Origin of the sequence: Achromobacter spanius, from assembly GCF_029637605.1 — a bacterium.
In the GTDB taxonomy this organism is placed as follows: Bacteria; Pseudomonadota; Gammaproteobacteria; order Burkholderiales; family Burkholderiaceae_B; genus Achromobacter; species Achromobacter spanius_E.
Genome location: NZ_CP121261.1, coordinates 396,561 through 410,646 on the forward strand (window position 1 = coordinate 396,561; position 14,086 = coordinate 410,646).

Here is a 14,086-nt window from a genome sequence, read left to right on the forward strand (position 1 = left end):
GAAATGAAACGCGCTTTTCTGTTTTCCACCGCATTGTTCCTGGCCTCGGCTGGCCCGCTTGCGGCCGTGCCCACAACTAGCCAGGCCGAGACCACCGCCAAGTTCGTGATGCATGCGCCGCTGCGCGTGCTGGACCCGATCCTGACGTCGGCCTATGTCACGCGCAACCATGGTTATCTGGTCTACGACACGCTGTTCTCGATGAATGCCCAGGGCCAGGCCAAGCCGCAGATGGTGGATTCCTGGACCGTGTCGGAAGACGGCCTGACCTATGCCTTCAAACTGCGGCCCGGCCTGAAGTTCCATGACGGCGCGCCGGTGACGGCGGACGACGTCGTGGCCTCGTTGCAGCGCTGGGAAAACGGCGACCCCACCATCGGCAACCGCCTGAAGCTGGCCACGGCGGACCTTGCCGCGACCGGCGCCGACACCTTCACGCTGAAGCTTCGCACCCCCTATGGGCTGGTGCTGGAATCGCTGGCCAAGGAAAGCTCGCCGGTGCCGTTCATCATGCCCAAGCGGATTGCGTCCGTGCCGGCCTCGCAGGCGATCAGCGAAACGATCGGGTCGGGGCCGTACAAGTTCGTGCAGGCTGACTTCCAGGCGGGGGTCAAAGCCACGTACGTGAAGTTCACGGACTACGTGCCGCGCAAAGAGCCGGCCAGCGCATTCGCGGGCGGCAAGGTTGCACGGGTGGACCGGCTGGAACTGGTGAACATCCCCGACAGCCAGACGGCCGTCAACGCGCTGCGCAATGGCGAGATCGACTTCCTGGAAGACGTGCCGCCCGATCTGATGCCGCAATTGAAAGACGCCAAGGGCATCACGCTGAAGTCCTACGGCAAGAACTCCAATATGTTCACGCTGCGCATGAACTGGCTGCAAGCGCCGTTCAACAACGTGAAGGTGCGGCGCGCGGCGTTGGCGGCCTTGAACCAGGTGGACTATTTGGACGCGCAGATCGGCGACCCCAAGGTCTATCAAGTGTGCGGTGCGGTGCTGACCTGCGTGTCGCCGTATGCGTCTGAAGAAGGCGCCACGCAGATCAAGGCGCCGGATCTGGCGCATGCGCGCCAGTTGCTGAAAGACAGCGGCTACAAAGGCGAAAAGGTCGTGGTGCTGCACCCTACGGATCTGCCCATCTTCGCCAATATTGCGCCGGTAACCGCGCAGGCGTTGCGCAGCATCGGCATGAATGTCGAAATCCAATCGATGGATTGGGCCACCTTGCTCAGCCGCCGCAGCAAGAAGGACGGCGTGGAGCAGGGCGGCTGGAGCATCTTCCAGTCGAACATGTCCAGCCTGGACCTGACCTCGCCGGTGGGCAACCCCAACCTGGACGGACGCGCGGGTTCCACCTACCCCGGCTGGACGCACGACGACGCGATGGACGCGTTGCGCACCCGCTTCGCCGCCGCCCGTACGGAAGCCGAACGGCGCGACATCGCCAACGCCATCCAGCGCCGCAACTACGAGCAGGTGATGTATGTGCCGCTGGGAGGATATTCGAAGTTCAAGGGCTATGACGCCAAGTTCGCCGATCTGGTGGACGCGCCGATTCCGCTGTTCTGGACCTCGGCCAAGTAGCGGGGAAGGGCCATCATGTTGAATCTGATCCTCAAACGCCTGCTGGCGGCCATTCCCGTGATGTTGGTGGTGGCCACCGTGGTGTTCCTGCTGTTGCGTATGGCCCCGGGCGACCCTGCCCGGGTCATCGCCGGAGACATGGCCAGCGAAGAGGCCGTGGCCGAGGTCCGCGCGCAAATGGGCCTGGACCAGCCGCTGCCCACGCAGTACCTGCTGGCCATGGGCGCGCTGCTCAAGGGCGACCTGGGCGAGTCCATCATTTCGAAAGACTCGGTGGCCACGCTGATCGGCCAGCGCCTGGGGCCGACCTTCGCCCTTGCCCTGTGCGCCATTCTGCTGACGATCTTCGCGGCCATTCCCTTGGGGGTATTTTCAGCCTGGTGGCACAAGCGCCTGATCGACCGCGTTACGTTGGCTGTGACTGTGCTGGCGTTTTCGGTGCCGGCCTTCGTGGTGGGGTATCTGCTGATCCTGGTGTTCTCGGTCAAGCTGAACTGGCTGCCGGTGCAGGGCTACGCGGGCCTGGCTTCCGGCTTCGGCACCTTCCTGTATCACATGGTTTTGCCCACCGTGACGCTGGCCACCGTGTTCGTCGCGCTGATCACCCGCATCACGCGCGGCAGCATGCTGGAAGTGCTGGGCGAAGACTTCGTGCGCACCGCGCGCGCCAAGGGCGTGCCCGAACGCTACGTGCTGTATCGCCACGCGCTGCGCAATGCTGCGGTGCCGATCGTGACGGTGATCGGCCTGGCGCTGACCACGCTGATCAGCGGCGTGGTGGTCACCGAAACCATCTTCAACATCCCGGGCGTCGGGCGCCTGATCGTCGACGCCGTGCTGGCGCGCGACTATCCGGTGGTGCAGGGCACGATCCTGTTCTTCTCGTTTGTGTATGTCTTCATCAACCTGGCGATCGACCTGCTGTATGTGGTGCTCGATCCGCGCATCCGCTACTGAGGCCGGATCCCCATGACTTCAAACGCGATCTCTTTTCCCCGGGCGCGCGCCTGGTGGCCCGCGCTGACGCGCGATCCCATGATGCTGACCGGGCTGGTGCTGCTGGTGCTGCTGATTGGCCTGGCGCTGCTGGCGCCCGTCATCACCTGGCACGATCCGGCCAGCCTGACGCCCCGGCTGCGTCTCAAGCCCGTCAGCGCCGAGTACTGGCTGGGCACTGATTCCCTGGGCCGCGACCTGTTTTCCCGCGTGCTGTACGGCGGCAGGCTGTCGATCACGCTGGCTGCGCTGGTCAGCGTGATCTCGGTATGCGCGGGCTTGCTGCTGGGCTTGCTGGCCGGCTACTTCCGCCAACTGGACGCGGTGGTCATGCGCATCATCGACGGCATCATGGCCATACCCGGCCTGCTGCTGGCCATTGCCATGGTGGCCCTGGGCGGGGCGTCCATCCCCACCATGGTCACGGCCATCGCCATTCCGGAAATTCCACGCGTGGCGCGCCTGGTGCGCAGCGTGGTGCTGTCGGTGCGCGAAGAGCCCTATGTGGAAGCGTCGCTGGGCATGGGCACTGCCACCTGGCGCGTGCTGTGGCGCCACGTGCTGCCCAGCACCATCAACCCGCTGGTGGTGCAGGCCACGTTCATCTGTGCGTCCGCCATCCTGATCGAAGCCGTGCTGGGCTTTCTGGGGCTGGGCTTTCCGCCCGAGATCCCCAGCCTGGGCAGCATCATTTCCGAAGGCCGGCCCTTCTTCCAGCGCGCGCCGTGGATCATTTTGTTCCCCGGCATTTTCCTGGCGCTGCTGATCCTGTCCGTGAACCTGTTCGGCGACGCGCTGCGCGACCGCCTCGACCCGCGCATGGCGCGGCTACGCAAGGGCTGAACGCCATGTCTTCAACTCCCATTCTTGAAATCCGCGACCTGAACGTCAGCCTGCCCGGCGCGGGCGACCGCCGCTACGCCGCCGAAGGCATCAGCCTGACCGTGGGCGCGCGGGAAATCGTCTGCATCGTGGGCGAGTCCGGGTCGGGCAAGTCGGTCACGGCCAGCGCCGTCATGGGCTTGCTGCCCAAGAACGTGCTGCGCCTGGACAGCGGCCAGATCCTGCTGTCGGGCCGCGACATCACGCACGCTTCGAACACCGAGTTGCGCGAGCTGCGCGGCGACCGCATGGCCATGATCTTCCAGGAACCCATGACGGCGCTGAACCCGCTGATGCAAGTGGGCGACCAGGTGGCCGAGATCTTTCAGTTTCATGGCCCGTCGCTGTCGCGGCGCGAGGTGGACGCCCGTGTGTTGGCCTTGCTGACGGACATGCGGCTGCCGTCGCCCGAAACGCTGCGCCATGCGTATCCGCATCAGCTGTCGGGCGGCCAGCGCCAGCGGGTGATGATTGCGATGGCGCTGGCGATGGAGCCCGCGCTGATCATCGCCGACGAGCCCACCACCGCGCTGGACGTGACGTCGCAAGCCCAGGTGCTGCGCTTGCTGCACGGCCTGCGCGAGCAGCACGACACGGGCATTCTGTTCATCACGCATGACTTCGATGTGGTCGCTGAAATTGCCGACCGCGTCATCGTGATGCAACAAGGTCGCATTGTTGAAGCCGGCACGGCGGCCGAGGTGCTGGCAAACCCCAAGCATCCTTACACCCGCAAGCTGATCGATGCCGTTCCCAAAGGGCAGTTTGGCGCGGGCGCGCCGCTGGCCGAGGGCGACCCGGTCATCAGCGTGGAAAACCTGGGCATGCGCTTTGTGACGTCCAGCCTGTTCAAGGCCAAGCGCCGCGAGGTGCTGGCGCTGGACGGGGTGTCGCTGTCCTTGGCGCGCGGCGAAACGCTGGGCATCGTGGGGGAATCCGGCTCGGGCAAGACCACGTTGGGCCGCTGCCTGGCGCATTTTGCGCGGCCCACGTCGGGGCGCATCGTGATGAACGGCGAAGACGTATCGCGCCTGTCGCGCGCGGCGTGGCGGCAATGGTGCAAGCGTATCCAGATGGTGTTCCAGGACCCGTATCGCTCATTCAACCCACGCATGACCATTGAAGCCACGCTGGCCGAAGGGCCGATGAACTACGGCGAAGACCGCGCCCGCGTCCAGGACCGCATGCGCGACATGCTGGAACTGGTCAGCATCGACGCCAGCGCGCTCAAGCGCTATCCGCACGAGTTCTCGGGCGGTCAGCGCCAGCGCATTTCCATTGCGCGGGCCTTGATGATGGAACCCCAGATTCTGATTGCCGATGAAGCCGTGTCGGCGCTGGACGTGTCGGTGCAGGCGCAGATTCTGGACTTGCTGGAGCGCATTCGCGAACAACTGAACCTGAGCATGATCTTCATCACCCACGACCTGCGCGTGGCGGCTCGGCTGTGCCACCGCATCGCGGTGATGCAGCGCGGCCGCGTGATGGAGATCGGCCCGGCCGAACAGATCTTCACGCGTCCCGGCAGCGGCTACACGCAGGAATTGCTGGCCGCCATTCCCGGCAAGGACGGGCTGGGCAGCCGCCCCGTTGCGGGTCTGGCTTTGGCCGGTGCATGACGGAATCCAAGAGATCCAAGACATTCAAGAACACGAAGGTATCCAAGGAAACCTGACGATGACACGCGTTGCCTTATTGAGCCGGTCGGCCAATCTTTCGTATTTCCAACCCTTGCTGCAGGGGCTGGCGCCCGAGCTGGACGTGGCGGTCTGGCCCGACCCGCGCAGCCTGTCCGCCGAAGTGGCGGTGTGCTGGAACCCGCCGGTGGGCGTGTATGACGACATGCCCAACCTGAAGCTGATCCACAGCATTGCCGCCGGCGTCGACAACCTGTTGGACGGGCAGCGCACGCGCGGCCTGCCCGTGTGCCGCGTGGTGGATCCGCAGTTGGCGCAGGGCATGTTGCAGTACGTGCTGTGGTGCGTGCTGACGTTTCACCGCAAGCTGGACGTGGCGCTGGCCAACCAGCGCAGCGCGCAGTGGCAGCGGCCGGTGCAGACGCCCGCGTCGCAATGCCGCGTGGGGCTGATGGGCCTGGGCGAACTGGGCCGCGCCATTGCCTCGGTGCTGCCGGGGCTGGGCTACCCCGTGAACGGCTGGTCGCGCACACCGCGCCAGATCGATGGCGTGCGCGGCTATGCGGGCGAAGCCGAATTCGATGCCTTCCTGGCCCATACCGACGTGCTGATCTGCCTGGTGCCGCTGACACCCGCCACGCGCGGCATACTCAACCGCCGCACCTTCGACGCCTTGCCCGCCGGCGCGGCGGTGGTCAATTGCGGGCGCGGCGAGCATCTGGTGCCCGCCGACTTGATTGATGCCTTGTCGCGCGGGCAGTTGCGCGGCGCGGTGCTGGATGTGTTCGCCCATGAACCGCTGGACCCCGCCGACCCGCTGTGGCGCACGCCCGGCGTGATCGTGACGCCGCACATGGCCACCATGCCGGCGCCCGGCACCGTGGCCGAACAGGTCGTGGCCAACATCCGGCGGCTGGGCCAGGGCGCGGCGCTGGCCAACGCCGTGGACGCCGCGCGTGGCTATTGAGCCGGCGCCTGCATTGCAACTTCACTGCGACGTCACCGCCATTTCACCGCCATTTTCTTGCGATCTGCACACCGCAGGTTCCGACCCGATTCCAACCCGAACTCCCTTCAACGAGACACACCATGTATTTCGACGACCCCGCGTTCACCATTCCCACCGGCACCCCCGCGCCCCTGGACCCGCAGATTGCTGAATTCCTGCGCCGCATGGCGGCCGACGCATCGCAGTACCCGCGCCGCGATACCTTGTCGATCGAGCAGGGCCGCGCCAACGCCGAGAAAGTGCGCCTGCCCTGGGCGCAAGGCGGCCCGGAAATGGCCCGCACCGTGGAACATCAGGTTGCCACCCGCCATGGCGACGTGCGCGTGCGCGTCTACTACCCGGCCGAACGCCGCTTGCCCGGCGCCTTCATCTACATCCACGGCGGCGGCTTCGTGCTGTTCAGCATCGATACCCATGACCGCGTCATGCGCGAATACGCCCAACGCACCGGCGTGGTGGTGATCGGCGTGGACTACACCCGCGCGCCCGAAGCCAAGTTCCCGCAGCCGCTGGAAGAGTGCGTGGACGTGGTGCGCTGGGTGGCGGCGTCCGGCCAGGCGCTGGACATCGACGCCAGCCAACTCTTCCTGGGCGGTGACTCCGCCGGCGCCAACCTGTCCATGGGCACGGCGCTGACCCTGCGCGATGAGAGCCAGCCGCTGCTCAAGGGCCTGGTGCTGAACTACGGCGGCTTTGGCAGCAACCTGTTCCGCAATTCGGTGGTGCGCTACGGCGCGGGCGACTACGGCCTGTCGCTGCACATGATGATCTGGTTCCGGGGCATGCACATCCGCCACGGCAAGGACTTCTTCGATCCGCGCGTGGACATCCTGCGCGCCGACGTGACGGGCCTGCCGCCCGCCTGGCTGGTCGTGACCGAATGCGATCCGCTGCACGACGACAGCATCGAACTGGAACGCAAGCTGCGCGAAGCCGGCGTGGACGTGGCTGCCAAGGTCTATCCCGGTACGGCGCACAGCTTCCTGGAAGCGGTGTCGATCGCGGCTGTGGCGGGCGAGGCCTTCGACGATACGGCGCGCTGGTTGCACGCCAAGGCTGCGTAACCGGAGGCCGCCCGCCATGTACACCCCGCCGGCCTACGCCGAAAACGACACGCGCACACTGCATGCCTTCATGCGGGCGCATAGTTTCGCCACACTGGTAACCGTGGGCGCGGACGGCGCCCAGGCCACGCACCTGCCGTTTCTGCTGCGCGAAGACGGCGGACACGGCACGCTGGTCACGCATTTGGCGCGCGCCAATCCGCAATGGCGCGACCTGGAGGCGGGCGCGCGGGCGCTTGTGCTGTTCCAGGGACCGCATGCCTTCATATCACCTAGCTGGTATGTGAACCAGCAGACGTTTCCCACATGGAACTACACGGCGGTGCACGCGCGCGGCACTCCGCGCTTGATCCAGGAGCCTGAGTCCATCCGCGCCGTGCTGTCCGCCACCGTTGCGCATTACGACACGCCCTTGGGCGGCGGGTGGACGTTTCCCGCCATGCCCGAAACGCTGACCGCTCCGCGCCTGAAGGCCATTGCCGCGCTGGAGATCCCTATTGCCACGCTGGAAGGAAAAATGAAGCTGAATCAGGATAAATCGGTGCAGGACCGCCTGGGGGTGGTACGCGAACTGGAGCGTTTGGGCGACACTGGCGGCTTGGCCATCGCGCGCTTGATCCGTGCCCAGCTTGATCTGGCCGGCCAGGCGGAGGCGTGAACCTTGATCGCAACCGGAGCCTTACCCATGATTCAAGAAGCAAGCGAAGCACAAGTGCGTGAAGAATTGGCGGCGCTGTACCGCCTGATCGCGCATTTCCGCATGACGGACCTGATCGACACCCACATCAGCGCACGGGTGCCAGGCGACAAGCATCATTTCCTGATCAATCGCTACGGCGTGCTGTTTCACGAAATGCGTCCGCAAGATCTGGTGAAGATCGACCTGGACGGCAACCCGGTGGACCCGGGCGACGCCGAAAGCCAGGTGGTCAACGCGGCGGGCTTCACCATCCATTCGGCGGTGCACGCCGCCCGCCACGACCTGGCTTGCGTGGTGCACACGCACACGGCCGACGGCATCGCCGTGGCCTGCCAGCGCGACGGGCTGTTGCCCATTACCCAGCACGCGCTGCGCTTCTACAAGCGGCTGGGCTATCACGACTACCAGGGCATTGCGCTGGACCTGGAAGAACGCGAAAGCCTGGTGGCCAGCCTGGGCCAGCACAAGGCCATGATCCTGCGCAACCACGGCCTGCTGGCCGCGGGGTCGTCGGTGGCCGAGGCCTTCGTCAATATCTATTACCTGGAACGCGCCTGCCAGGCGCAGGTCAAGGCGCAGGCGGCCGGCGTGCCGCTGGTGTTTCCGTCCGAGGCGGTGTGTGAACGCACCGCGGGTCAATACGAACGGCCAAACGCCCCGATCTACACACAACGTGTCTGGACAGCGGCCCGTCGGCTGCTGGAACCCGGCCTGGAGACAGCGGCGGGAGCTTCTTCCATTCCCGCCTGATCGGCGGCGCCGGCGCTGGCCGGCCCCGCCGATCAGGACATGCCGACCTTGCCGCTCAGCGCGCGTGCAGCGGTCATCAGCAGGGGGGAATAGCGCCGCGCGAAGGCTTCGGGCGAGTCCCATTCGGATACCAGCCCCGCAATCTGGATGGCCGCGACCGGGCGGTGGCGGTGGTCCAGGATGGCGGTGGCCAGGTTCAGTTCGCCCAGCAGGCTTTCTTCGATGGCCGTGGCGTAGCCGTCCTGGCGCGCCTGGACGACCAAGGCGCGGATGCGGTCGGGGTCGTTGTTGGTCTTGGGCGTGGTGGGGATGGTGGCGCGCGGCATGTCGATGGACCGCGTGAGGATGTCTTCAACTTCTTCATCAGGCAGGTGCGACATGATGGCGCGGCCGCCCGCGGTTTGCACCATGGGCAGGGCGCGTCCGGCGAGCGTGCTGCTGAAGGTCTGGCGCTTGGTCTGGCGGCGCAGCGCGAAAATGATGTAGAGGTCGTTGAACAGGCTCAGTTCGACCCTTTCGCTGGTTTCGCGCTGCATTTCGGCGATCAGTGGCGTGGCGCGTTCCAGGAGCGGTACGCTGCGCATGTAGTCGAAACTGCGTTGCAGGATTTTCTTGCCGGGCGTGTAGCCCTTGCCGCCCGCGCCGCGTTCCAGGTAGCCCAGCGTCACCAGCGTATGCGTCATGCGCTGAGTGGTGCTGCGGTCAAAGCCGGTGATTTCCATGAGCTCGTTCATGCTGAGCGTGGACGGCCGCTGGGCAAAGGCCTCCAGCAGCTCGAAACCCTTGGCCAGGGATTGCACGAATAGAGGGTCGGGACGGCTCATGATGGATCGCGGAAAGGTCAGCGTCGGGCGGATTTCGAGAATTGTATAAAGATTCGGAAGTATTTCCTAGAGATACCTGGGCCGGCGGTGGGGCGCTGCAACGCTGCTGCTTTCCAACGCGCCGACGAAGCTGTTTTTGCGGTGGCTTGGCTGCTTCATTCACTGCGATTTTGAGAAATTCTTGATATTCAAAGCCAGCAATGACAATGCTTTCAAGGCATAAATGTCTTGAAAGCCGCATGAACAAACAAGAAATTTCTGAAATTCCCATGAAACGGGCGTTTCGGGGCCAATAGGAATACAATGGCCGCACTTTCGGAGGTTTCTATGTCGGTCATATCCGATATCAAAATTCGCCCCCTGGAGCGCGGCGACCTGCACTTTGTGCACAAGATCAACAACAACGACGTCATCATGCGTTATTGGTTCGAAGAGCCTTACGAGGCCTACGACGAACTGGTCGCTCTTTATGATCGCCACTTGCATGATCAAAACGAACGGCGCTTCATCATCGAGCACGATACCGGTCAACCCGCCGGCCTGGTGGAACTGGTTGAAATCGACTACATCCATCGCCGTGCCGAATTCCAGATCATCATTGCCCCCAGCTACCAAGGCCGGGGCTACGCCAAGGCCGCCACCCGCATCGCGGTGGGCTATGCGTTCCGCGTGCTGAACATGCACAAGGTCTACCTGGTGGTGGACAAGGACAACACCGCGGCCGTGCACGTGTACGAACGCTGCGGCTTCCAGATCGAAGGGCTGATGAAGGAAGAATTCTTCTCCAACGGCGCCTATCGCGACGCCTACCGCATGGCCTTGCTGCAGCACGAGCACCTGCGCGACGTCGGCCCCGGCGCCCCGGACGCGCCTGTATTGCGCGACTGGCCGCAAGAAGAACAGACGGGCTAAGGCCCGGGGCGGAACTGCTACGCGGCTCAATCCGCCGCGCGCAGCAGCCGCAGGCCGTTGGCCACCACCAGCAAGCTGGCGCCCACATCGGCAAACACCGCCATCCACAAGGTCGCATTGCCGGTCATGGCAAGCGCCAGGAACACTACCTTGATGCCCAGCGCCAGCACAATGTTCTGGATCAGCACGCGATGGGTGGCGCGCGACAAGCGCAGGAACGTGCCGATCTTGCGCAGGTCGTCGTCCATCAGGGCAACGTCCGCTGTTTCGATCGCCGTGCCGGTGCCGGCCGCGCCCATCGCAAAACCGATGTCGGCGCGCGCCAGCGCAGGTGCGTCGTTGATGCCGTCGCCCACCATGCCCACCTTGCCGTCGCCTCCCACATTGGCCGCCAGCTTGCTTTCAATGGCGGCCAGCTTGTCTTCCGGCAACTGATCCCCCCGCGCTTCGTCAATGCCCACTTGCCGCGCAATGGCTTCGGCGGTGGGCGTGTTGTCGCCCGTCAGCATCAGCGTGCGCACGCCCAAGGCATGCAGGTCGGCGATGGCGGCGGCGCTGGTGGGCTTGACCGTATCGGCCACGGCGGCCAGCGCCAACACGTGGGTGCCGTCGGTCAGCGCGATGGCGCTCTTGCCTTGGCGTTCCAACTCATCCATGCGCGTTTCCAGCTTCGGGCTGGATACGCCCGCATCGCGCATCAGGCGGCGGTTGCCCAACTGGAACGTCACGCCGTCGACGCGCGCGCTGACACCCCGGCCGGGCAGGGCGGTGAAGGCATCGACATCCAGCAAGGTGCTGCCGGCCTCGCGCGCGGCGTTGGCGATGGCCAGCGATACCGGGTGGTCCGAGCGGGCGGCCAGGCTGGCCGCGATCAGCGTGGCGGGATGGCGGGCGGAGTCGGACACGTCCCACGCTTCCAGGTCGGTCTGCACCGGTTTGCCTTGGGTCAGGGTGCCGGTCTTGTCCAGCGCCAGCCACTTCAGGTTGCGGCCTTCTTCCAGATAAACGCCGCCCTTGATCAGGATGCCCCGGCGCGACGCGGCGGTCAGGCCGCTGACGATGCTGACCGGCGTGGAAATGACCAGCGCGCAAGGGCAGGCGATGATCAGCAGCGCCAGGGCGCGGTAGATGGCGTCGAACCAGGGTTGACCCCAGAGCAGCGGCGGAACCGTGGCCACCAGCAGCGCCACCGCCACCACGGCGGGCGTGTAGATGCGCGAGAAGCGGTCAATGAAACGTTGCGTGGGGGCGCGCGCGCCTTGCGCCTGCTCGACTGCATGGATGATACGGGCCAGCGTGGTGTTGCCGGCGGCGGCGGTAACGCGGTATTCGAAGGAACCCGCGGCGTTCACGGTGGCCGCGTAGACGGGGTCGTCCTGCGCTTTTTCCACGGGCAGGCTTTCGCCGGTGATGGGGGATTGGTCCACGGTAGAGCTACCGCTGACGATGATGCCGTCGGCAGCGATGCGTTCACCTGGGCGCACGCGCACCACGTCGCCCACGTTCAATTGCGCGGCCGGCACCGGCAGCCAAGCGCCGTCTGCCTGCCTTACGGTGGCCGTTTCCGGCGCCAGGTCCAGCAGGCCACGCACGGCATTGCGCGCACGGTCCAGGGAGCGTGCTTCGATCAGCTCTGCCACGTTGAACAGGAACATCACCATGGCGGCCTCGGGCCACTGCCCGATCAGCACCGCGCCGGTGACGGCGATGCTCATCAATGCGTTGATGTTCAGGTTGCCGTTGCGCACGGCGATCCAGCCCTTGCGGTAGGTGCTGATGCCGCAAGCCAGGATGGCGGCCAGCGCCAACGCCGCGGTCACGCCCCAATGCCAGCCCGCAAAGTGCGAAAACTCGGACAGCGCGGCCAGCACGCCGGCCCCGCCGATCTGCCACCAGTTCACCGGCGTGGCGGCGGGGGCGGGCGTGCCCGCGCTGCCTTCGGCCAAGGGTTCGGGCGTCATGTCCAGGGACTTGATGGCGGCCATGATGCGGTCCAGCGCCCCTTCGGCGTGCACCACGGTCAGCACGCGCTGCATCAGGTTGAAGTCCAGGGCATGCACGCCGTCCAGGCCGTCCAGTTTTTTGCGGATCAGCGTTTCTTCGGTCGGGCAGTCCATCTGCCCGATACGCAGACGCGCCAGCGCCTGGCCGGGGCCGGCGCTAAGCGTGGACGCATCGGCGGCCGCCGCCGCGTAGGCGGGCGTGCCGTGGTCGTGCCCGCAGCAGGTGGATGCCGCGTGGTTGTGGCTGTGATCGTGATCGTGGCCGTGCCCCTTCGTGTCATGCGCATGCTCATGGCCACCGCAGCCGGCGTGGGCATGCTCTGCGGAGGGACGATCGTGGGATTTGACCGGCGGGAATGACATGGTTCTGGCCTTGTTGAAACGGATGTCGCCATTCCACACCTTGGAGTTACTATAGGGTCAACCCCCAAAAACCACTCATTCGGATGCGATCCCAGGAGGCGTGATGCGAATTGGCGAATTGGCCACGGCGGCCGGCACCACGGTCGAAACCGTGCGCTACTACGAGAAAGAAGGGTTGCTGCCCGCGCCGGACAGGGGCCTGAACAACTACCGCAGCTACGGGCAAGCCCATCTGGAACGGTTGCGCCTGATCCGCAACTGCCGGGCGCTGGACATGACGCAGGACGAAATCCGCGCCATCCTGTCCCTGGCCGACAACCATCACACGGGTTGCGGCCCCATTAACGAACTGTTCGACGAACACATCTCGCACGTGGATGAACGCATCGCCGAACTGATGCAGTTAAAGACCCAACTGACCGAATTGCGGCAGCGCTGTCTCTCGGCGCAGCCCGATGCGGAAAATTGCGGCATCTTGCATGGCCTGTCTGAAATGCAGGTCGAAGAGCGCCAGGAGCGGCACACGCACCTGGGCTGAGCCCCTTGGCGATGCCCTTGCCAGGGGCCGGGGGATACCCGCCCCGGCCAGGGCCATCGCTTAATATGAGAATCTGTCTCTTTTACCTTTGCGCCTGAATCAATGACCGACTCCACCACCGCCACCCCGTTGCACGCGCTGACCACCCGCCGTTCCACCAAATTCCTGCGCGGCCCCGCGCCCAAGCCCCAAGAACTTGAACTGATCCTGCAAGCCGCCATGTCGGCCCCCGACCACGGCGCGCTGCGCCCGTGGCGCTTTGTCGTGATCCAGGGCGAGGCCATCGCCAAGCTGGCGGACGTGGCGCTGGACGCGGTCAAGCGCAGCGGCGACCCTCGCATGACGCCCGAAAAAGAAAAGTCGGTACGCGAATGGATGGCCGGCGTGCCGCTGTTCATCGGCGTGGCGCAGAAAATCGCGCACGACAACACCAAGATCCCCGAGCATGAACAGTTGCTGGCCACCGGCTGCGCCGTCATGAACATCCTGAACGCCACCCACATGCTGGGCTACGCCGCGTTCTGGAGCACCGGCGTCGGCACCTATGTGGAAGACGTGCAGAACGCCCTGGGGCTGGATTCGCTGGACTACCGCTTCCTGGGTTATCTGGCCATCGGCACGCCGGGTTGCGCCGTGCCGCCCGCCAAGCGCCCCGACTTCCGCGAGTTCGTCACGGAGTGGACCGGGCCGGTCTGAACGCATCGCCGCGCACGCGATATGCCACTCTGAATCGCCCTGGGTAAACCGTGGAAAACCCCTAGTGCAACACGGGCCGGCAAGCCGTTTTGGCCCTCTCAACGCCCCTGTCCCCTGTGCTAATC

At 65.3% G+C, this 14,086-nt stretch carries 13 protein-coding genes; 11 read left to right on the plus strand and 2 right to left on the minus strand.

All coding sequences use genetic code 11. The features are described from left to right. Positions 1-3 precede the first annotated feature (3 nt). The 8 genes from P8T11_RS01825 (at position 4) to P8T11_RS01860 (ending at position 8,625) form a co-directional block, all read left to right on the plus strand. A complete protein-coding gene (locus tag P8T11_RS01825; protein WP_268078605.1) occupies positions 4-1,587 on the plus strand; it encodes an ABC transporter substrate-binding protein in 1,584 nt (527 codons plus the stop codon). Between the two features lie 15 nt (positions 1,588-1,602). Continuing rightward, a complete protein-coding gene (locus P8T11_RS01830; RefSeq protein ID WP_050449721.1) occupies positions 1,603-2,544 on the plus strand; it encodes an ABC transporter permease in 942 nt (313 codons plus the stop codon). Positions 2,545-2,556: 12 nt separating this feature from the next. Then, entirely contained in the window at positions 2,557-3,426 is an 870-nt protein-coding gene (locus tag P8T11_RS01835; protein ID WP_268078604.1) for an ABC transporter permease, read from the plus strand. Between the two features lie 5 nt (positions 3,427-3,431). Further along, positions 3,432-5,084 (plus strand): ABC transporter ATP-binding protein, encoded by a 1,653-nt coding sequence (locus P8T11_RS01840; RefSeq protein WP_268078603.1) that lies wholly within the window; start codon positions 3,432-3,434, stop codon positions 5,082-5,084. Positions 5,085-5,142: 58 nt separating this feature from the next. After that, on the plus strand, positions 5,143-6,069 hold the full coding sequence (locus tag P8T11_RS01845; RefSeq protein ID WP_268078602.1) for a 2-hydroxyacid dehydrogenase: 927 nt from the start codon (positions 5,143-5,145) through the stop codon (positions 6,067-6,069). Between the two features lie 122 nt (positions 6,070-6,191). Then, the gene (locus P8T11_RS01850; RefSeq protein ID WP_277549486.1) at positions 6,192-7,175 is read left to right on the plus strand and encodes an alpha/beta hydrolase fold domain-containing protein; all 984 of its coding nucleotides are present in this window, start codon (positions 6,192-6,194) and stop codon (positions 7,173-7,175) included. A gap of 16 nt (positions 7,176-7,191) precedes the next feature. After that, entirely contained in the window at positions 7,192-7,833 is a 642-nt protein-coding gene (locus P8T11_RS01855; RefSeq protein WP_268078600.1) for an FMN-binding negative transcriptional regulator, read from the plus strand. Between the two features lie 27 nt (positions 7,834-7,860). Then, positions 7,861-8,625 (plus strand): class II aldolase/adducin family protein, encoded by a 765-nt coding sequence (locus tag P8T11_RS01860; RefSeq protein ID WP_268078599.1) that lies wholly within the window; start codon positions 7,861-7,863, stop codon positions 8,623-8,625. 32 nt (positions 8,626-8,657) lie between these two features. On the opposite strand, the gene P8T11_RS01865 is transcribed toward P8T11_RS01860, so the two are convergent. Then, a complete protein-coding gene (locus P8T11_RS01865; RefSeq protein WP_268078598.1) occupies positions 8,658-9,449 on the minus strand; it encodes an IclR family transcriptional regulator in 792 nt (263 codons plus the stop codon). 327 nt (positions 9,450-9,776) lie between these two features. On the opposite strand from P8T11_RS01865, the gene speG reads away from it, so the two are divergent. After that, a complete protein-coding gene (gene speG / locus P8T11_RS01870) occupies positions 9,777-10,361 on the plus strand; it encodes a spermidine N1-acetyltransferase (protein ID WP_006218930.1) in 585 nt (194 codons plus the stop codon). A gap of 26 nt (positions 10,362-10,387) precedes the next feature. Here speG and P8T11_RS01875 read toward each other — a convergent pair whose 3' ends face one another. After that, on the minus strand, positions 10,388-12,727 hold the full coding sequence (locus P8T11_RS01875; RefSeq protein WP_268078597.1) for a heavy metal translocating P-type ATPase: 2,340 nt from the start codon (positions 12,725-12,727) through the stop codon (positions 10,388-10,390). Between the two features lie 103 nt (positions 12,728-12,830). Between P8T11_RS01875 and cadR the strand changes: the two genes are divergently transcribed. Continuing rightward, positions 12,831-13,265 carry a Cd(II)/Pb(II)-responsive transcriptional regulator gene (cadR, locus tag P8T11_RS01880; RefSeq protein WP_268078596.1) on the plus strand — a complete coding sequence of 145 codons (435 nt, stop codon included), beginning with the start codon at positions 12,831-12,833 and terminating at the stop codon, positions 13,263-13,265. Between the two features lie 102 nt (positions 13,266-13,367). Beyond that, the gene (locus P8T11_RS01885; protein ID WP_268078595.1) at positions 13,368-13,961 is read left to right on the plus strand and encodes a nitroreductase family protein; all 594 of its coding nucleotides are present in this window, start codon (positions 13,368-13,370) and stop codon (positions 13,959-13,961) included. Positions 13,962-14,086 lie beyond the last annotated feature (125 nt).

What these genes read in the sequence shown, in the direction of transcription:
- P8T11_RS01825 (WP_268078605.1), top strand. Translation starts at nt 4, where the DNA reads ATGAAACGCGCTTTTCTGTTTTCCACCGCATTGTTCCTGGCCTCGGCT.
- P8T11_RS01830 (WP_050449721.1), top strand. Translation starts at nt 1,603, where the DNA reads ATGTTGAATCTGATCCTCAAACGCCTGCTGGCGGCCATTCCCGTGATG.
- P8T11_RS01835 (WP_268078604.1), top strand. Translation starts at nt 2,557, where the DNA reads ATGACTTCAAACGCGATCTCTTTTCCCCGGGCGCGCGCCTGGTGGCCC.
- P8T11_RS01840 (WP_268078603.1), top strand. Translation starts at nt 3,432, where the DNA reads ATGTCTTCAACTCCCATTCTTGAAATCCGCGACCTGAACGTCAGCCTG.
- P8T11_RS01845 (WP_268078602.1), top strand. Translation starts at nt 5,143, where the DNA reads ATGACACGCGTTGCCTTATTGAGCCGGTCGGCCAATCTTTCGTATTTC.
- P8T11_RS01850 (WP_277549486.1), top strand. Translation starts at nt 6,192, where the DNA reads ATGTATTTCGACGACCCCGCGTTCACCATTCCCACCGGCACCCCCGCG.
- P8T11_RS01855 (WP_268078600.1), top strand. Translation starts at nt 7,192, where the DNA reads ATGTACACCCCGCCGGCCTACGCCGAAAACGACACGCGCACACTGCAT.
- P8T11_RS01860 (WP_268078599.1), top strand. Translation starts at nt 7,861, where the DNA reads ATGATTCAAGAAGCAAGCGAAGCACAAGTGCGTGAAGAATTGGCGGCG.
- P8T11_RS01865 (WP_268078598.1), bottom strand. Translation starts at nt 9,449, where the DNA reads ATGAGCCGTCCCGACCCTCTATTCGTGCAATCCCTGGCCAAGGGTTTC.
- speG (WP_006218930.1), top strand. Translation starts at nt 9,777, where the DNA reads ATGTCGGTCATATCCGATATCAAAATTCGCCCCCTGGAGCGCGGCGAC.
- P8T11_RS01875 (WP_268078597.1), bottom strand. Translation starts at nt 12,727, where the DNA reads ATGTCATTCCCGCCGGTCAAATCCCACGATCGTCCCTCCGCAGAGCAT.
- cadR (WP_268078596.1), top strand. Translation starts at nt 12,831, where the DNA reads ATGCGAATTGGCGAATTGGCCACGGCGGCCGGCACCACGGTCGAAACC.
- P8T11_RS01885 (WP_268078595.1), top strand. Translation starts at nt 13,368, where the DNA reads ATGACCGACTCCACCACCGCCACCCCGTTGCACGCGCTGACCACCCGC.